This is a genomic window from Legionella stuttgartensis (assembly GCF_977063405.2).
In genome coordinates this window covers 193,594-213,646 of the sequence record NZ_CDRUHA020000044.1, presented here as the reverse complement: position 1 = coordinate 213,646, position 20,053 = coordinate 193,594, and the positions used below count along the sequence as shown (strand labels likewise).

Sequence of the window (20,053 nt, the reverse complement as noted above, 5' to 3'; positions counted from 1 at the left end):
TGACCTGGTATTAAATTTCTAATTATACATTTGGATTAAATTAATCATACCAATAATCAAACTAAATGATGCAATCATAAGACCTGCAATTCGAGAGAATAAAAGAGAAACTGAATCAGCACGTTGGATTAAAGTAGATACAAATAACCCATTTAATCCGTCAGAAACCATCATCCCAAACATAAAAACGAACCCGAGTATTCCTGAAAATATCCATCCAGCCATAGCGCGTGCAGAAAGAGAAAATAAAACAACTTGGCTCACTGTGTCGAAGGAGAGGGCAAAGAGTGCTCCAATTAAGAGGATAAAAAAAGGATTAATGTTTTTTCTAATTAATTTTTTTGATAAATAGTTTTTCAAACTGGTGGGAAGAGGAGGTGTAGATGGGCTCCGGAACACATTCCAAAGATTTAAAAATCCAAAAATCAATAAAAAAGTAATCGATATACTGTTTCCAACTCCATCAAGCCATTGGGGAACCATTATGGGCTTCACCCCATTGCCAATAATTAAGCTAATTAAAATAACTACAATCCCATGCCCAAGAGAAAATAAAAAGCCTACAAATTTTGCTAGAGTTCGATGTGTACTGACTATTCGTGTCACTGAATCAATAGTTGCTAGATGGTCCAAATCAAAACCATGGCGAAGACCTAATAGGAATGCCATCGCGATTAAAAGTAGTCCAGAATCTTGCATAGTTAACTCTAATAGCTTGGGCGTAAAGCTGTGATTCCCGCGAAAGCGGGAACCATTTCTAGAGAGGCATGTGCTACTTTAAGAATAGATTCCCGCTTTCGCGGGAATGACAAGAATCCTTAACTTAATAGCGATGCCAAGTGCTGCACCTGACTATCATTAATTACAATTATTATTAACAACGCAGTTTACCAGACTGGTTGCAAAGTGATAATTATTATTTTGATCATGGATTACTTCCCAGTCAAAAACTCCACCAAATCCTGGATAAGTTCGTGGTGGAACATAGCTACCACAACTTGATGAACTTGCAACTCCAGTGCGTAAACATTGTATGGCTCGTTTGATTGTACTAATAACTGCTGCCGGTGAGCCATCACTTTGTCCTGATGCATTGGGCGCAGGATAACCAAGGACCACTTGAGATGGGGTTAGGTAACTGATGTACGGTTGGAATCCAGTTTGTTGTCCTGAACTGGTAACTGCAGGCCAATTTTCTAATAAGTCAGTTGCCATGGCTACCGAAGCATTAGGAGTACTTGTATTGTTTGGATCATAACAAATTAAGTCGATGCCAAAAGTACATCCTGCATTATACATTTGGATACCAACCCATTCTAAAGATTGATGGGTTTGCATTACCAAAGATGCATAGTTCCCCCATGTTGCATCAAACCCTGAAGTGGCAGCAACATTAGCAGTTTGCGGGGCTAAGGTAAGAAGCAAATTAGGGTGATTGGTATGCATTGTATTAATGATATTTGCTAAAACAGCAATATCACCAGTAGGATTGGTAAAAGTTCCACCTGCATTTAACCCACTCTCAATATCAATATCAAAACCATCAAAATGATATTGGGTTATAAGATTTTCTAATGAAGAAATGAAGGTTTGTTGAAATGCTGAAGGTGAAGAGGCAGCAGCTAATACCTGATGAAAATTCACTGTGGTATTTGGGATGCCTGAGGATGCACCACCAAGAGAGAGCAATACTTTAATGCCTGCATTGTGCAATGATTGAATGTAGCTTGCTGATACAGTATCAAAGGCAGAAGTAATTTGTCCGGGGGAGGTCGTGCTAAAGACCCCAAAAGCTACAAGAATGTGGGTATAACCTGCATTAGCTAGTGCGGTAGCAGGTGGTGGTGTTACCCAGCCTGGTAAGTAGCCAATAATTCTGCCTCCAGTAGTCGTGCTTTGGGTATAAGTAATCGTCTCTGTTGCAGAAGACGATGCGGTTAAAGGTTGTGGAGAATAACTTATTGTATAACCATTAACTGCTGCTGCACTTACGGTGTAAACGACTCCATCTGTTAAGTTTACATTACTTGTCCCTGTACCATTGACCAAAGGAATTGCTTCATTAACTGGTGCACCATTACCACTAGGAGTAAAGCTTACATTAATGGAGGCGAGCGAGGAGGGTGCTCCTGTTATTGTAATGGGAACACTATCTTGAGCTACTTGAACACAGTTATAAGTGAGTTGTACTGTAGGGGCCGAAACTGCTGCTGTAGCCGATGTTGGTGCAAATACTGGAGTACAATTATATCCGTTATATGCGATTGCAGGAGTAGAAAAAGTATAACTGACTCCATTAGCTAGCTGACTAATTACATTCGTGGTGCTCCAATGGACTTGTGCATTGATGGCGCTCTGATTATCCATCCTAGTTAAAGTTACAGTAGGTATAGCCGTATAACCCGATAACTGAGAGGGCAATGCAGGTAATGTGATATTGATATTTCCTGTTGTTGGCGCTGCTGTATAGGTAAGGGTAGAGGATACTGTCGTATCGGCTGTGACAGTTAAATTTGTAGGATTTGCTACGCCTTGATATACGACTCCATTACTATCCGTAACCGCGGTGGGTGAAACGGTATAAGTTCCGCCAGCGAGACCCGATATCAGTTGTTGTCCAGACCAGGGAACCTGTACCGTACTTATAGTTTGTCCATTTAAAGTTAAATTAACTACAGCATAGTTTTGCGATACGTTTGTAGGTTTTGCTGTTGCATTAATTAAATTAATATTGCCCGTAGATACTGGGGAATTTAAATAAACAAGAACACTATTGGCTATGTAATCTGCAGTAGGCGCCCCATAGATAATCGTAAAAAAACTCCCTTTAGGTAGCTTACTATTGGCACCAGGATAGGTGGGGAATTGTAACGAGAGTGAAGATAAATAGGTACCATCACTTTGGGACTGTGATGTAATTTGTAATGTATTGATTGGATAAGATAAAGGTGAAAAATTTCCCCAAAATGAGGTGTTTAAATTACTGCTATTAGAAAACGTTATTGTAGCGTTTTGAAAATCTACAGCTTGAGTACAGTTGTTAGTTATTTTCAATGAAATTGTTTGCCAGTTTTTTGTACCCGTTGAGCTCAAGCTTCCTGTAATACAAGAAGTGGGTTGAGGAGCAACAATTGGCGTTTTGGCAAATCCATCATTTAAGAAAAACAAAAAACCAACTAAGAGCCCTATTTTTTTCATAAATTCCCTTATTTTTCATAAAATTAGTTATTGTGGGGATATAAACAATAAAGACCTTTATGGGTAAATGCAAGAGTTCGTTGTAACAAAAAAGCACGGTTTAAACCGTGCTTTGAAGAGAATGGATTGTCGAAAAAATAGGCTTAAATTGAAGGACTTTTATCCTTTATTTTTGACCATTGTTCATCTGCTTTTTTGATATTAGCAGGAATATTTTTTACCCAAATATCTTGTATTTGTTTATTTAAATTAAGGTAAAGTTTCCCATCTACGAGTTTCCATGCTAACGGGTCACTAATTACTTTATGGCCGGAAGCTACTCCAAAAGCACAATAACCTCCATAGGCAGGTAAATATTTTTCAGGATTTGCGGTAAAGGTTTTTTTATTTTCTGTGCTAGCAAAAATGTAAGCAATGCCCTGATAAAATACGACATGGTTGCCACTTCCTCGTATAGGTCCACTTTTTTGTTGATAAGATACGAGATCATAGCCTTGGGCCCCAACCAGACTGATTTTGCTATCAGTTACTGCTCCGGAGGCCAAGGGAAATAAAAAAAGCAAAAAGAAAAAAGATACAAAGCGCAGCGGTGACACATTCATGTTTATGGCTCCCTAAGCTGGTTTATTTAATAGTATAGTATTCTGAGTTGTACGATGAATCTAGTGAAAGCCGTTATAATCCATAGCCAGTACTTGTGATTCCTTCCTATAATTTTCCGAAAAATGTACCAATTCAGGTAGACTTTTTTCACACCAACGAATTGCAGTTATTACGGGTAGGGTATCCTTATTGTTTTTCAAGGTCCATTGGGCATGTTCTAATAATAAGCTGGCGGCATAGGCTTGTGCCAATGCAAATGCAAGTTGTCGTGCCCCAGCCTGTTGTTCTTCTTCATTCATCTGAGACATGGATTGAACATGGTTTTTCAGTTTTTGAATGGCGTGCTTTGTTTTTATTTGAGACTTGATCAGTTCTTTATTGTTAATTTGACTCAATCGCTTCTGGATGTCCTCAAGAAAAAATATCGCAGCGTTTTCTTTATGAATGGCGCGCAATGCATCAAGACTTAGAATATTAGTTGTTCCTTCCCATATGGATAATACTTGTGCATTTCTTAATAATTGTGGAAGTCCTGTATCTTCAATATAGCCAGCTCCACCAAAAGCTTCTAGAGTCTCGCTGACTAAGGTGATTGCTTTTTTTGCCGTATAAAGTTTTATCAGAGGAGTTAAGAGTCTTAGTACTGCCCGCTCCATTTCTGTTGCTTCATTTAATTCATCTTTTCCTAAAAGCTCAATTGCATGAAACACCAGATGAAATGCGGCGGAAAATTCGACTTGCATGTTTGCTAATGTTTCCAGGTGGAGTGCATGTTTTGATAAGGTGTGGCCAAAAGCAACACGTTTTGTTGCGTAATCACGAGCAAGCGCAAGGGCTCTTCGCATGTAACCCACAGCACAGCAGGCATTGTAAATGCGTGTAATATTAAACAGGGATGAAATTTTTTTAACCCCATCTCCAGCTGTCCCAACTAATAATGCAGGAGCATCCTCTAGAGTTAATTCTGCGGTGGGTAAGGCACGAGTACCTAATTTATCTTTTAAGCGATTAATCTGTATGCCATTCAGTTTGCCCATCTGATCCCGGAGTTCAAGATAAAATAGACTTAACCCTTTACTGCCTTCGGGGGCGCCTTCAATACGCGCAAGCGTCATAGCAATTTGTGATGTTGTGGCAGAAGTAAACCATTTAACACCACTAAGACGATAATGAGCACCATCTGGTCTTGCAATCGTCGATGTGCCACTAACATCAGAACCTCCAGTGCGTTCGGTCATCCATTGTCCAGAAGTCCAAAAATGAGCCGGATCAGAAGAGGTTAAATGGGGGAATGCGTGTTTTTTCAAGGCCTCATCTGCATACAGTTCCAATGCGCGAGCAGCCCCATCAGTCATCGCGAGCGGGCAAGTATAGATTGCTGATGAGGGATGAAATAAATACAATTTGGCAAATTGATGAATGCGTGATAATGCACCATGTCGTCGTTCATACCCTATGGCAATTAATTGTTCTTCTGCAGAGATTTTGTCGAGTTCTTTCCATGCTTGACAAACCTCAATATGGTCAATGCGTTTACCCCATGGGTCATAAGGTACATGCTTGGGTGGAAATGCCTCAGCCTCTTGGCCTAATTTATAGATCTCTTCGATGACTCGCTGACCCAGACGGTACAATTCAGGTTGAATTTCGGTCAGCATGGAAGAAGGAAGTTTCCATTCTAGATACGTTTTTAAAACTCGATCTTCATCATATTGATTGCCTAAAAGAGGCGGAGTTTGAAAAAAATCACTCATGGATCTATTCCTTTAGATTTTAAATTTCTATCTATCTTAACCGGCTTAAATATAAGGAGCAATCCAAAAACTTTATGACTTCCTTTTCTACAGTCCTCACTCTCTATATACCGAGTATGATCAAAAATCAGGTAAGTTTGGCAAGAAAATAAAAATAGATTTGAACTTTCTTTGCAAATCTGACAAGGTATTTGCTGGATTTTAAATGAAGTGCAATGAAATGAAGAAAGGAGTCTAAGGTGAGTTATTCACGTTTATTAAATAAGGAATTTGCAGCTGGTGTTTTAATTTCTCAATTTTTTGTTGGGGTATCAGTATCTGCTCCGGGTTTGCAAATCAATGAGACTAGCCCAAGCCTGCAAGGTTCTGCAATGGCTGGTTCTGCGGCGGCTAATAACGATGTTTCTGCTTTGTATAACAACCCCGCAACATTAGCTACTTTACAGCAAAGCCAGATTTATCTCGGTGCAAGTGAGCTTATTCCCCAAATCAGCATGATCAATGGAGAAGCTACTCACACTTTTTATGTACCAGGTATGCCGCCATCAACTATTACCGGACCTGTCCAAGGAAGTGCTTCCCAACATAACATCAGCAACGCAGTTTTTATTCCACAAGGTTATATTGGTTGGCGCACACCTCTGGATAAGTTAACTCTGGGTTTAGCAGTTGTAGAGCCATTTTATTTAGATAATAAATATTCCGAAGCTTCTGTATTACGTTACGCAGCAGTCAAAAGTGAGATTAATTCTGTTGATATTAATCCTTCTCTCGCATATCAAGTTAATGAGAAACTATCGGTAGGCGTTGGGTTTCAAGCTCAATATCTAAAAACATTTTTCTCGCATTTTGATGGAGTGAACACAGGAGTTCCTCCAATTGACCTTTTCATTGCATCTACCCAGCCTACTCATTTAAAAAGTGATGGATGGGGTTATGGTTATACAATTGGCGCCTTATATCAGTGGGACCAATTTACTCGTTTTGGGGTGAGTTACCGTTCGGAAATCTCCACAAATCTAAGTGGCCATGGCGCACAATATACAATTATCGGGGATATAGTTCCTTCGCCTGCAACTACTTTTTTATTTAATAGTGAAACCGCTGTAAGTAATAATTTTAAGACCCCAGGTGTATTAACTATTGGTCTTGCTCACGATATTAATGAGTGGACGCTTAAGGCAACAGCTCAAGTTAATTTCTGGGATTATTTAGGTGATCTTGTTATTTCAACTCCAGATGCTTATGAAACAATTTATATTGTGCCCATGAAATGGCATAACACCTTTTTCGGTTCTCTTGGCGCTGATTACCGTTACAACTCTTCTCTGACTCTGCGTGGAGGATTTGCTTATAATCAGACCCCCTTCAATTTAGAAAATCGTACTCCGCTTATTCCTGAGGCAGATCAATATTGGTTAAACTTTGGATTGAGCTATTTTATAAACAATCATTTTTCAGTTGATGGTGCTTACTCACATATTTTTATTCGCAAGCAATCAGTGAACATCACACAAACTAATGAAGGGATTCCCGGTTTGGCAGCCCCATTAGAAGTCAATCAAGTAAGTGCCGACTATAAAGGTACAGAGAATATTGTATCGCTAGGATTACGATACAGCTGCTAAGTCATTATAAGGAGATAATTTGATGGTAACAAAAATAAGAAAAATGATATTACATGCCAAAACACAGTTAGTTGTGTTGATGAGTATGTTTTCTTTATGCGGGATGCTGCCTCATGGCGCACAAGCTATTCCACTTAATAAAATTACCAAAGTTTATTTTTTTGGCGATAGTTTATCAGATAGTGGTTTTAACAATATGTTTACGCTCATAAATGGAATACCCGATAAAGCACCTACATTTACAACCTTTAATGGTTACACTTGGGCTCAATATGTAGCGCATGACATCGTGGGTACTCCTCTCTTGCCGCCGGGGACTTTATTTCCCACCACAAATGATAAGATGACCAATAATTCAACGCCTATTTTTAATGACCCATCTAAACCGCCGGCACCTCCGATTGTATTACTACCTAATGGGTTTAATTTTGCGTGTGGAGGAAGTAGGACTGTGGCTGAACCCGGCATAGATTTCTATTGGGCTCCATCCGTTCAGCGCCAAGTTCAAAATTACTTATCGACTGCCCCCAAGACATTGGATCCTAATGCAATGTACTTTATTTGGTCGGGTGCGAACGATATGCTTTATGGAATTTCCGCACAGCTTAATCCAATTGCGTTCATGCAATTGATTGATGTGACCACCACTCAGATTGTGCAGCAGGTTGAGGCACTTAGTGCTCGAGGTGCTAAAAGAGTCGTTGTCTTATCTCTGCCTAATATTGGTGTTACTCCGTTCATAACCCAACTGGCAGTAGCAATTGGCGATCCATCGCTTCCAGGAAATATAAAAAATCTTAGCTTTATGTTTAATTCACTTTTAAATCAAAAATTGGGTGCTGTGGCCAAACGGCATAAAGTAAAAATTTTGTATTTTGATACTTATACTGCTTTGGATAATTTAATCAGTAATGCAAAAGCGGGGGAGCCGACAGTCATAAGCGGGGTATCGTTTTTATTTCAAAATGTTACCAATCCTGTATGTACTGCCCCATTGGCTATTTTATGTCAACAAACTTCAAACAATTACCTCTTTGCCGATTCGGTTCATCCAACAGACATGGCACATCATGCTTTATCGTTGGAAGTGGAAAATCAAATTAGACAATGGAGTTAGCGCAAGTCGAATTCTCATCTATAACCCCCCCTCCCATGAAAGGGAGAGGGGAGTTCATCAATCCAAGCCGAAGTACTCACTAAATTAGCAATTCAACTGTTTCTTAGCTTCTTGCTCATCTATTTCTTTTTCTTGCTTGCTGTTGGTTGCAAATAATCCTAATTTACTGCAGGTTGCTTCATAATAAAGACGTGCTTTTTGATATTGCCTGCATACCATTTCTTGTACCGCTGTGGGCAATATTCCTATGGTGCCATAGACTTTAACATTCCCAGCGGGCTTTTGATCTGCAGGATATTTTTTTACAGCGGCTACAGCATCTTGCAAATCACTAATGAACTTATCTTCAAAATGTTCAACCAAAGTATGTACATGGGTTAAACATAAATGAAATCCATCGGGTTTTTGCAATAAATTCAGCTTCCAGCCTCGTTTGTCTAACTCATCAGCAATTAAATGGGGATTTAACGTATCGCTGCGAAAACCCAGTATTGACCATTGTGGATTTCCGAAGATAGCGATGTCTCGTTTACCTGCCTCATTTGGTTTATATAATTGTTCGACTTTATCTTGCAGCCGTTGACGCATCTCTACGATTTGTTTGGAGATTTCCTGATATTTTTTACGTCCATAATATGAAAGTGTGGCATATATTTCAGCAACTCGTGCCCCACTTGTTGAGCCATCCAAAATACCCGGAGTAGTATAAAGCCCACCCGGCCAGTTTAAAGCAGCATATACTGATAAAGCAGGGGAGTCTTTACTAAATAAGCACACAGAAGTTCCTTTAGGACAACAGCCATATTTATGTAAATCGGCAGAAATCGAGGTTACTCCTTTAACGCGAAAATCCATAGGATTCTTGGCGGTATCTAGAAAGGCTGTTAAAAATCCGCCTAAACAGGAATCAACGTGAAATGGAACTCCTTTTTCTTGTGCTAATTGACCTAACTCGCTAATTGGATCATTAATACCATTCATAAAGGATGGTGCAGATCCAACCATAACGGCAGTATTGCTCGTAATATATTTCCTCATTTCACTGGCAGTTACGGCACCTGTTTTTGGATCAACGGGAACGACGACAAGTCGGGCTCCTGTCAGATCGGCTGCTTTTTTAAACGCTGCATGTGCAGTTTCAGGAACTACAATTTCGGGGTTCTTAATTCCTTTGGCCCGAGCGTGCATCACATAAGCCGCCATTGCTTCAATAATACTTGTAGAGCCGCCATGTGTTATCAAACCATAACCATCTCTAGATCCACCAAATAAATTCTGGCACCAACGGATAATCTCTGCTTGCATCGCTATAATGCGGGGCCATTTGTCATGCAAAGGATTAGTTAAGGCAGTTTTAGCATATACTTCTTTGAGCAATTCAGTAAGTTCCTGAGGATGAACCGCATAGAGAGCCCCCGAATCCTGACCATCTCCCTGTTGTACAGTAAATTGTCTGGCTTCATCGTTATCTTTTACTTCAGAGAAATTAAAAAGACACTTTTGGGGGGTAATGCCGAATTCTTTTAAAATCAAATTTGGTGGCGTGTTTTCTTCAGGAATTTCGTCTTGTAATGCCATTGAGGAGCGTAATTCCTTTAGCTTATCTTTAGTACTCTGGAGATCTTTATTTAGCTCTTTGTCTAAATAGGCTTTTACTTGAGGTAAGTTTTTACCCATGCTATAGGCTACATCAATTAATCGTTGTTTATAGGTACTATTATTTCGCGAACGATAAGCCTGAGCAATTGCAGGGTATTGTTGCCAAAGAAAATAAAGAGCAGCGGTAGCGAAAACAATTTGATGAGCTGGGGTGTCTTTAAATGTTTCATCAAATCCCTCAAGACTCCGGTTGAAGAGTTCGGTAATATAAGTAAGCATAGTCAGAACATCCTTTTATTTGAATTGAGTGCGCATATTAAACTCTTTTAGAAGTTGATGTCACTAAGTTATCGCTTTTGCTTCACAATCGGACTCAAGTTACACTGTAATTTTTATGTAGAGTAAGGATCGATGAAATTGAGATCACATAATCTTTTAACCTGGGTACCTCATCTTTTTTTGTTTTATAAAGAAAAAGTGTTTCGGAAATTATTACCAATAACAATAATTATCATCGTGTATGCGGTAATAATCGCTATTTTTTTTGAAAATGCGACGCGATATAGCGTTGGCCAATTCCATCTGATTTTTAGCTTTATCTTAACGATAATTATTAGTTTTAGAGTAAATACTAGTTATGCACGCTGGTGGGAAGGTCGTATTTTATGGGGATCGATCAATAATAATTGCAGGAATTTAGGTTTAAAGTTCGACGCCTTTATTGGATTAAATGAATATCCTTATTTTTTTGAATTGTTAAAGAGACTACCTCTTATTATCAAAGCTCATTTACGCAAAGAAAGTAAAGAGATTCAAACCGAGTTACTTTCCCTATGTATTCATGAATTTGAAGGAAAAAATCCTGTTCTTCTAGTAACACAAAAAATGTATCGTATTCTGAATCAGTTGCGCCAAGAAAATAAGCTGCATCTGGAGCAATACCTGACTTTAGATACCCATATAGCCAATTTAATTGACATGACTGGCGGCTGTGAGCGAATCGCCAATACTCAAGTTCCTTATGCCTTTGCCTTTTTTGTGAAACAAGCAATGCTTTTTTATGCCATCATGTTCCCTTTTGGTTGGGTAGACACATTCGGATTTATGATTATTCCGATGATGGTGATGATCGTATATATTTTATTGGGTTTGGAAATATTATCCGAGGAATTGGAAGATCCTTTTGGTAAAGATGACAACGATTTACCTTTAAGTACGATTGCAAAAAATATTTCTCGAAATATAGAGCAAATAGCAGGAACTAAAGGGACATAAATTTTACCTTTCGTCTTTGTAATGGTGTATGCTCTTGAAAAATAAAAATATATAGGTTAATTTTTGAATGATTTCTATTCTGTAAATTCAATATAATTGAGAGCAACAGTCCCAAAACAAAACTTCATATGTATTCCTGAAGCTATAATGTTCGATATGAGAAAAGGAGGGCTCAAATGACAAGTAAAGTTACATCGGATCAAGAACACTGGCGTATTTATCCAAATAAAAGGATCTCTTGGACTGCCGTTTTTGTAGGGGCCTTAACTGCGCTGGGCCTTACTTTTTTATTGAATCTTTTAGGGGTTGCTATAGGATTGAGTGCCTTTAAAACAATGAGTAATGGATCTGTTATAGTCGTTGTCGGCGGCTTATTGGGAATCATTGTGGGCGTGATAATTTCTACTCTGGTATCAGGTTATGCGGCAGGTTATTTAGGACGTTTATATTGTCCCGAGCATAATTTGGGAATTATATATGGTTTTATTACTTGGGTTATGGCTTTAATCTTGGGGGCTGCCCTGATAGGACTTTTAAGTCAATATGTAGTGACTTATACTAATTCTATTTCTCGTACTGTAGTCGCCGTTCCAATTACAGTGAATCAAATCTCCACGCCTGTAGGTACTACCAAAATTTCTTCTTCAACAAAGAATGGTCAGAAAGAAGCGATTGTAGAGGTTAATGTGACTCCAGCAAATCTTGCTTCAAGTGCATACATTGCGTTCGCATTATTTTTACTGGGTGCTATATTCAGTTGCGTTGGTGCTAGTTGGGGAATGCGTTGTAAGAGGGATGATAGCTAGTTTCAGAAATACATATTCCACGGCATGTGCCTATATCCAAGCGATATAGGCGCATAGTAGTTATTAATTTGCACAATTAAAGTCGTAGGGAAATACCACAGAAACACTATTTTCCGAACCATTTAAGACAACATATCCTGCTTTTAAAACACATTGTCCAATGGCTTGGCCCTGCATGGTAAAACCAGGTGTGGCGTACACGGTTGCACTGATGGTCAGAGGAGCCGGAGAGCAAGGGATGTTATCTATAAATTGAGGTCCTCTTCCACCCATTAGGGTTAGCGATTTATTTAACCCCAGTTCATAAGACGTTACATTAAATGCGACATTCTGATCAAACGGTATTGGTGGTGTAGCAACAGCCACTTGCACCTTACAACTCATATCTCCTTCAGCATAAGCAGGAAGAAAAACAGATAAGCTGATAACAGAAAGAGTGGTCATCATTATTTTTTTCAACATAACAAACTCCAAATTTTGAATATAATAGGGGATAACTGCTGAGCTTTAATTACACAGGCTCTATAAAATGATTTATTGCTTACTGCATACCTGTACAAATGTTGATAACATGTACCATAATATAGGTAAAAAATCTATCAATTTAGAAAGAAAGATAGTGCATAGATAATTTTAAGAACAATATTAGGATGGATTTAAAACGATTAATTCATAAAATACTTTTTAATTAAAAATTTTTTTGAACCTGTAATAGGAGTTAAATTAAAATGGTACGTATTAGAATAAATAAAGAGAAATAATGTCCAGAGCTATTCTTAAAAACAGACAGTTAATCCACCTTCTGATGATCTTCATTGGGATGAGTCACATGGCTCAATCATATGCATTTTTATCCAATCCTAGGCAACAAACCCACGCAGCAACTCCTTCTATTCAGGGCAAACACAATCGGGAAATTATTGTGTTAATACATGGTTTGATGCGTACCTCTCTCAGTATGTGGCCATTAAAAAATTATCTAACAAGACAAGGCTATGACGTTTATTCCTATAGTTATCCTTCCCCCAAATACAGTATTCAAGAACATGGTATCTATTTAAGTCGATTTATTAAAAATTTATTAGAAAAAAATCCAGGCGTTAAAATCAATTTTGTTACTCATAGTCTTGGTGGAATTATTACCCGAGAGGCATTAGCTACCTTGTCAGAAAAACAATTAAAAAATATAGGTAGCCTCATCATGTTGGCACCACCAAATCAAGGATCAAAATTAGCTAAACTCTCTACGACGATGTTTCCTATGCTCACCTCTCCAATAAAGCCATTGGCAGAGCTAAGCTCAGAGCGCTCATCATATGTGCATCACGTTCCTGTTCCAAATATTAAAATGGGGATTATCGCTGGGCGATATGATGCGAAAGTTCCCCCTGAATGTGCTCGTTTGGAAGGTCAAAATGAACCGGTTATTGTTAATACCAATCACACTTTTATAATGAATAATTCAAAAACAAGACAACTCATAATGAGTTTTTTAAAGAAAGGAACTTTTGTTGAAATGGCAGAACGATAATACAGAATCTGGTCTTAAGGTTACCAAATTGCCATAGCCATATTTAGATCCTCTTCTTCTGGCTCTGAGCCCCAATCATAATCTGTTCCTTCATCATAACCTCGAAATATGGAGCTCAATGTACGGATGATAAAAATAACAGGATGAATGGCAATACTGACCAGGCTAAGTGCAGTACCCACTAAATCATCAACAAGATTACAAACATGCTCTGGTAAACTGGGCCAGGAAAACGGATTCAAAAGACAAAAAGGAGTAATTAACACACGGATTAGGAATGCAGTGAAGTCATATAGAGCGCGGAATATGTGGCAGAAAAAGCTAGTAATTGCATCCAGATGAAAACCCAGATTATAGTAAGGATAAAATTTTAACTCCGCATAAATTGCAGAAGCTGCCGTACGTGTCGCGTTAAAAAAAGTGCTCAGAATGATTCTCCTGAGGAACAACGGGGCGCCCATCTTATCCCATTTTTTATGAGGGCGCCACTGTTTGACTTTCATTTTATAGACATTTTTTATAAGTTGAAACAAGTACTTAATGGAGAAAACTCCATAGCAATCCATATTAGGGCCGCAACAATTGGATTGTTTTGTTGGGGAGTAGCATAAAAAATTATGTTACATAGTTAATCGAGCTGAGGGAGTATTTGTTTTCGCAAAAATGAGCTCCGTAATGGTTTTACTCAACAGGTCACGTATACTTTGTTTTTTTTCTGTGATGATATCAGCGAATAAATCTTTATATACTTCATGATCATCGCTCAGGGATCCTTGGCATAAGCCATTTATTTCCCGAAGATGCTGCTGCAAGTAAACGATAGTATTCGCCTTTTCATTTTTGGGCAGCACACATTGAAATTCATGTTCAAGATCTTCAGCTTTTGCATAGGTTGCCAAGAGTAATAAAGTATCAAAAACCTCAAGACGATTTGCTCTCTCGGCTGTATCAGGAGTTTTCTCAAGGAGCGAGCGCATCTCATCGATAAATTGTTTTACCTTATTTCTCTCTCGTGTGATCTTTTTCAACAAACGAGCGTTCATGGTTCCTCCTGATCTAAAAAAACGAATTATATCGCATTAACTTTGCACTCTATACATTATAGTTGCAAATTGTTTTTTAAATGAATTCTGTTTGATGGGTTTTTAATTGTTTGGTTTCGGATTGAGCATCAATGATTTGCTCGACAATTAGATCAATGTCTTCATGCATCAAACATTCTTTTTGAACAGCTTTCAAACTTCCAAGTTGCCCATACAATAAAAGCATTTGTAACAAGGCTTTTTCAGTTTTATTTTCTTCGATTTTATTTTTGACTTGTTCGGGATCAAGAATTTCCATCATGATCTGACCATTAGTTCCTTTTTTGACGACTAAACAAGGCAATTGATTTTCACCTTGTAGGACAATTTTAAATCCATGATCCATAACTGCGAATAATGAATCAATTTGAAACTCAGGATGTTTTAATTTTTTTAAAAAAAGATGTTGATCGTTTTTAGCTCTTACATTTACCCGTGCTTTATTGAAAAAAGAAGCTAAATACATCAAGGAACCTTGAGCATGGTTAATAGAGAGTGTCTTTTCTCCATGCGTATCTACAGTAGCAATCAAGGGAGGAGTTATGCCACGCGGTACATTAGTATTATAAAAAGCAATGGTAGAATTGGGGGCGCAATACGTTATTAAATTGAGGCTTGCTGTCTTATGCATATGGAGCAAGCTAGTGGTGTTAACATATCGTCCTTTATCAGCTGAACCGCTTTCTTCTTGTTTGGCTCTATCATAAGAGCGCTTAACAACTTGGGACATATCATCTAAACATGCACAAACCACTACAGAATTATTATTTTTTTCTACTAAAGCTTTTTGCGAGGACTTGTAGGTCACGCCATCAATAATTACATTGGGTCTTTTGTCTGTTTGAGCCAAAATACGTTCTTCAACCAGCTCGCTAATTAAGTAGGCGCTGTCTTGTGTACGAATAAAGGCTTGTTCTGTTTCTCGTTTTTCAAAATCCTCTGTAAATGGCAAAAATATGCCTCGATAATCATCCGTAGCTAAAGATACATAATCCTTTCGTTCTTCCTTGGTAATATATAGATTGGAAATAGTACTTTTACCGCTCGCTGCAGGACCTAAAAAAACAAAATCACGATTATCAGTCAATGAATGAACGGGTTTTTTCTCCAGTTTATATTTTTGCACAAAATGCTCTAAGTTTTGATCAAGAAAGTGGGACATTGTTTTATTGACCAGTTGTTTTTGGACTTTATTTTTTTCCATTATTAAAAAGGATTTGAATTTGGTTTCGTATTCGATGCTGTCCATGCTTAAAGAAGGATATAATTGTTGGATTCTTTTTTGCGCTTTATTAATACAACTTTGATGTACTTCTTTTTCATTAAGTGACTCATTAATGTTTGACCAATCAATTACGAGCGAATAACTTTGAGCTCCATCCATGATGTCATGGAATAATTTTTGAGTGAACGTGTTTACTTCTTCGGTATCGACTCGATAATCCGTAATTAATCGTGCAGCAAGATGAAGGATCAATGCTGTCTGCATTCTGGGAACTAACACATCAGTTAACCACTCTTCATGAGCGACATTTGCATGCGTTAATTGTTCTTGAATGTCACCTTCCATAAAATGAGGTTGTAATATACGATTGTACGTTTCCTGTAGCCTTCTCTCCCGAGGGCTCCATCGATTAAAATCTTTCAGTGTTAATATATGTCTCATATTGAAGTGAGCTATGGCAGCTTCCCTTACTTCACTTAATCGACCAGGAATCAATTTAAACGAACCCTCAGGAAATTGCAGTTTTTCCTCAGATAATTTTAGGGATTCTATTTCAGGTCTCAATGATTCCAAGGAGAGCATTTTATGACCAGAACGAACGTGTCGTGAAATTCTAATACTGTCGAATTTTTTTGCAGAAGGAACTAATTGAACAGATGAACTAGGTTCTAATTGATGAGAGTGTAGAACATCAAGTAATGGTTTTTTCTCAGCTGAAAGAGGTGTTGTTGCAGATTCCTGTTTAAGCGGAGTTGGTAGTTTTACCGAGGGTGAAGTCGATGATCCATCATGCTTTTTATTATAAAATTTAATGCCCGAGGCAAGCACTTCTCGAGTTGATTCGTTTACTCCTTGAATTTCTCCATCCAAGTTTCCTGGAATCACATCAAGTATTTCATTGTTACGATTGTAGAGTATTGTCATGACATAATCATGAGGATCAACATGGGTATAAGCTATTTCACCTAATTTGGTCTTTCCTACAATTTCTGCAAAAGGTTGTGAATGAAATGATTCTTTACCACGAACAATATAGAGAATCTTTACATCCTTCATACCACCAAATTTAAGTGCAACATCAAGTTTATCCGTAACGGAACGTGTTCCACCAACACCTGTAGCTGCCAGGGTTGTGGCTGCTCCGGAACGAATTTCATGTTTTTTAATATTATTTTCTTGTCCAGATAATAAATGACTGTCAGCGGAATATTCCCCCGTGCGAGTCATTTTTTTTGCAAAAAGTATGGTTTCCTCAAGGGAATCAGTTAAATGACCTCCTCTAAAAACAACAGGTGCTTCCGTCATATTTAATCTATCATTTTGATAACTCTGTACTGTGCAATAATGATGAATATCATTTTTGAGATAGGTTGTAAGTCTCATTTTAAGCTGTTCTCTAAAGACAATAGGTGTAGGAACAATAGAACCTAATTTATCTGTTAGAAAAGAATGGTCATTTTTATTTTTTATATCACGAACTGCAACAAAATCTCTGTCACTAACTAATCCACTAACCAACTCGATCAAATGCAATTTCCAAATTTTGTCTGCATCACTACTGTCGGCAATATATTGAATCAACTTATCCTCAGAGGAGTTGAATAGGATTTTTTTAATGAACTGTTCAAAATTACCTGCTGTCGAGGGGTAATCATCTCCTGGTTTTAAAAAAGGTGTGCTGTTATAAAGGCTTTTAAGTTTTTTTAAATGAACCTGTAAAAGCTCTATTTTTTTATCTAATTCCTGGTCTTTTGCATTTGGATTATCATCAAGAGTAGCGATTAGGGCTGTAATTTCTTTCATTAAAGCACCCACAGCCTCGATTTCTTTTTTAAATTCATCATTTATTTCTGCAGGTTTGGTCATTTGTTTTATCCAAGTATCCATTTCTTGGTTATAGCGTTGGCATGCTCCTGAAACCAAAAGATCTGTTAAGCGCTCTAAATTTCCCTGATTTAACCATTGATAAAGATTAAATTTATATTGCTCATCCTTAACCAAATCGACCGCAGGTAAATGAGATAAAAATAAGCTTGAACCAACATCACTTTCCAGAAAAGCCATACCTTTTTCTTTTAATGCTCTGGTACTCAGTGCCATATCACCGGTATGACCTCTTTTAGATGTAATTTTCAACAGATCCGGTAAATGACTTTTTAGTTCTTCCTCAGTGATTTGTTCGTCCAAGGTAAAAGAGCATTCATTAAGAGGGATTGATGCGGTAATTTCATTCCCCATGGGGTCAACGACTGTGTAGCTCAATTCATTTTCTAATAATGTGACATACAGTGTATTGGCTTGCAGTGGTTTTTTGGGAGGCTGTACACTTAGATCATAGCTTATTGCCTGGAAAAAATTTAATAGCGATTTGCTATCGATTTCTTTAGGTACTGCAACGTGAAGGCTTTTTATCCTGTCTTTATTAAACTCTGCAGCAAGATATTGGGTTAATGAATGAAGAAAAGATTCATATAATGGTTCATTCGCCATGTATGTTATGAGCTGATAATAATCATCTTCTTCGGTTATTTTATTGAAATTAGGGAAGCTCGTGTCTAATTTATTTTGTACATACAAAAAGTGAGTGAATACTTCATCGAATTGCTCAAGAGTCACAATTCCTGCCGATGTTAAGTGTTCCAGACTAAGCTCTTTAGATTTTTTACCTGTAATATGTAGTGCTAATTTTTGTACAAAAAGGGAATAGCGTGGATTACTCTGTAATTTCTCAATAGCATTTTGCAGACACTCTTTATGAAATACTTCTTCGCCCATACTCTGAATTATTTCATTTTGAATATTAATTTGGTGTTTTTGAGCCTCTTGAAGGATAACAAGAGCAATCTCTGGAGCTATATTATCCCATTGGTAAATTATCCCATCTCTTGTTTGTTGCGAATAACTGGTAGCAGATAACCTAATAGCACTGCGTACAGTACGATGATATTCATATCGAGGAAGATCGCTAGAAGTTAAAGAGTCGAAGTTTATACGTTGCTTTGAGTATATTATCGGCATAATTATATCAATGTGTGCAATTTATAGGCTACAATTTAGCATAAAATTATTAAGATTTTATTAATATAGACCTTTTTCGAGGAGTAGGAGGCAATGCAAAAGAAGTTAAGAAAAAAAGATTTTGGTTCTAGGTAAGGTGGCCTAATAACTGCTAACGCTTAACTAGTAATACTGGAGTTTTGGATATTCGTATGACCTCTTCTGCAATACTCCCGGTAAGTATGTGATGGAGACCACGACGACCATGGGTACCTATAACAATTAAGTCAGCAGATAATGAAGTTGCTTCATCAACAAGTTTTTCCGCAATTTGTGCTTTGGAAGGAGTTAACTCGATAAGTTTCATTTCGAATTCAATTTTCGAACGACTGAGCATTTTCTTCATTGAGTTTAAAACTTCCTGTCCTCGTTTTTTTGTTAACGCAACAAATGAGTCGCGATCAACATCTCCTTCATACAGTGTATCAATGATATGAACGATACATAGCTTGGAATTTTGATTTTTCGCGAGTTTAATAGCTTCTTTTAGTGCTAGATTGGATGAGTTAGTATCATCAACGGCTACCATAATGTGTTTGTACATATCTCTGACTCGTACCAGTATTATATATTTAATAATACATTAGCTTTGCTTGCTTGCAATCTTTCCTGTTGGATATCTTTAGTTCTTGTCGAATTTTTGCAGTTACTCCTTGCTTCCCAGCTAACATTTATTTTTGCCTAGTCAGGACGTCTAACCCAATTGATGAGCCACTTGCCTTCATTGGTTTTTTCAAGGCAGATAATTATTCCTGGAACAAAGGCAATAATAGACCGTTCTTCATCTAGAAGAACTAGTTTACCAATTAATTTACCCATAAAAGGCATATGTCCCACGAGCATAAGGTTATGTGGTTTTTGGTTTAGTTCATCTGCTAACGGATTTACATCATCTAGTGGCGCTAGTCCCTGATGCAATTCAATTTCTGTGGAAAGACTGGATGCTAAAATTGCAGCTGTTTGTTCTGCTCTATGTTTACCACTGTGAAATAGATGGGCGATTTCTATTTTTTGTTCAGCAATAAAATGACCTAAGTTCTCAATATCAGTCGTTCCTTTTTTACTAAGGGACTGTTGGGGATCAATTTCTTTTCCTAGACTTTCCCCATGCTGAACGAGATAGATTTTCATGGCTGCTCCTTGCTACCCGAAATTGTAGTCTAATTATAGTCCAATGC

The 20,053-nt window shown here is 37.7% G+C and carries 16 protein-coding genes; 5 read left to right on the top strand and 11 right to left on the bottom strand.

What is annotated here, in order from left to right:
• Positions 1-18: 18 nt before the first annotated feature.
• The 4 genes from ACWTEW_RS11820 to ACWTEW_RS11805 all read right to left on the bottom strand — a co-directional run bounded on the left by ACWTEW_RS11820 (position 19) and on the right by ACWTEW_RS11805 (position 5,555).
• Positions 19-699, bottom strand: a complete 681-nt coding sequence (locus ACWTEW_RS11820; protein WP_454781833.1) for a HoxN/HupN/NixA family nickel/cobalt transporter — start codon at positions 697-699, stop codon at positions 19-21.
• A 159-nt stretch (positions 700-858) separates the two neighbouring features.
• Complete coding sequence (locus tag ACWTEW_RS11815; RefSeq protein ID WP_454781832.1) at positions 859-3,198, bottom strand: glycosyl hydrolase family 18 protein; 2,340 nt, start codon at positions 3,196-3,198, stop codon at positions 859-861.
• 143 nt (positions 3,199-3,341) lie between these two features.
• On the bottom strand, positions 3,342-3,800 hold the full coding sequence (locus ACWTEW_RS11810) for a YHS domain-containing (seleno)protein (protein ID WP_454781831.1): 459 nt from the start codon (positions 3,798-3,800) through the stop codon (positions 3,342-3,344).
• A 60-nt stretch (positions 3,801-3,860) separates the two neighbouring features.
• Entirely contained in the window at positions 3,861-5,555 is a 1,695-nt protein-coding gene (locus tag ACWTEW_RS11805) for an acyl-CoA dehydrogenase family protein (protein ID WP_454781830.1), read from the bottom strand.
• A gap of 239 nt (positions 5,556-5,794) precedes the next feature.
• On the opposite strand from ACWTEW_RS11805, the gene ACWTEW_RS11800 reads away from it, so the two are divergent.
• Complete coding sequence (locus tag ACWTEW_RS11800; protein ID WP_454781829.1) at positions 5,795-7,183, top strand: OmpP1/FadL family transporter; 1,389 nt, start codon at positions 5,795-5,797, stop codon at positions 7,181-7,183.
• A 22-nt stretch (positions 7,184-7,205) separates the two neighbouring features.
• On the top strand, positions 7,206-8,300 hold the full coding sequence (locus tag ACWTEW_RS11795; RefSeq protein ID WP_454781828.1) for an SGNH/GDSL hydrolase family protein: 1,095 nt from the start codon (positions 7,206-7,208) through the stop codon (positions 8,298-8,300).
• Between the two features lie 84 nt (positions 8,301-8,384).
• On the opposite strand, the gene ACWTEW_RS11790 is transcribed toward ACWTEW_RS11795, so the two are convergent.
• Positions 8,385-10,178 (bottom strand): pyridoxal phosphate-dependent decarboxylase family protein, encoded by a 1,794-nt coding sequence (locus ACWTEW_RS11790; protein ID WP_454781827.1) that lies wholly within the window; start codon positions 10,176-10,178, stop codon positions 8,385-8,387.
• A gap of 132 nt (positions 10,179-10,310) precedes the next feature.
• Here ACWTEW_RS11790 and ACWTEW_RS11785 point away from each other — a divergent pair, with 132 nt between their 5' ends.
• Both ACWTEW_RS11785 and ACWTEW_RS11780 read left to right on the top strand, forming a co-directional pair.
• A complete protein-coding gene (locus tag ACWTEW_RS11785; protein ID WP_454781826.1) occupies positions 10,311-11,174 on the top strand; it encodes a bestrophin family protein in 864 nt (287 codons plus the stop codon).
• 176 nt (positions 11,175-11,350) lie between these two features.
• Positions 11,351-11,980: a hypothetical protein gene (locus ACWTEW_RS11780; protein WP_454781825.1), complete on the top strand. Its 630-nt coding sequence runs from the start codon at positions 11,351-11,353 to the stop codon at positions 11,978-11,980.
• Positions 11,981-12,043: 63 nt separating this feature from the next.
• Here ACWTEW_RS11780 and ACWTEW_RS11775 read toward each other — a convergent pair whose 3' ends face one another.
• On the bottom strand, positions 12,044-12,442 hold the full coding sequence (locus ACWTEW_RS11775; RefSeq protein WP_454781824.1) for a hypothetical protein: 399 nt from the start codon (positions 12,440-12,442) through the stop codon (positions 12,044-12,046).
• A gap of 298 nt (positions 12,443-12,740) precedes the next feature.
• On the opposite strand from ACWTEW_RS11775, the gene ACWTEW_RS11770 reads away from it, so the two are divergent.
• On the top strand, positions 12,741-13,511 hold the full coding sequence (locus ACWTEW_RS11770; protein ID WP_454781823.1) for an esterase/lipase family protein: 771 nt from the start codon (positions 12,741-12,743) through the stop codon (positions 13,509-13,511).
• Between the two features lie 20 nt (positions 13,512-13,531).
• Here ACWTEW_RS11770 and ACWTEW_RS11765 read toward each other — a convergent pair whose 3' ends face one another.
• The 5 genes from ACWTEW_RS11765 to sixA form a co-directional block, all read right to left on the bottom strand.
• Entirely contained in the window at positions 13,532-14,014 is a 483-nt protein-coding gene (locus tag ACWTEW_RS11765; protein ID WP_454781822.1) for a hypothetical protein, read from the bottom strand.
• Positions 14,015-14,131: 117 nt separating this feature from the next.
• Entirely contained in the window at positions 14,132-14,554 is a 423-nt protein-coding gene (locus tag ACWTEW_RS11760; RefSeq protein ID WP_454781821.1) for a hypothetical protein, read from the bottom strand.
• Between the two features lie 76 nt (positions 14,555-14,630).
• Positions 14,631-18,836: a DEAD/DEAH box helicase family protein gene (locus ACWTEW_RS11755; RefSeq protein WP_454781820.1), complete on the bottom strand. Its 4,206-nt coding sequence runs from the start codon at positions 18,834-18,836 to the stop codon at positions 14,631-14,633.
• Positions 18,837-18,987: 151 nt separating this feature from the next.
• A complete protein-coding gene (locus tag ACWTEW_RS11750; protein WP_454781819.1) occupies positions 18,988-19,419 on the bottom strand; it encodes a universal stress protein in 432 nt (143 codons plus the stop codon).
• 137 nt (positions 19,420-19,556) lie between these two features.
• Entirely contained in the window at positions 19,557-20,006 is a 450-nt protein-coding gene (gene sixA / locus ACWTEW_RS11745; RefSeq protein ID WP_454781818.1) for a phosphohistidine phosphatase SixA, read from the bottom strand.
• Positions 20,007-20,053 lie beyond the last annotated feature (47 nt).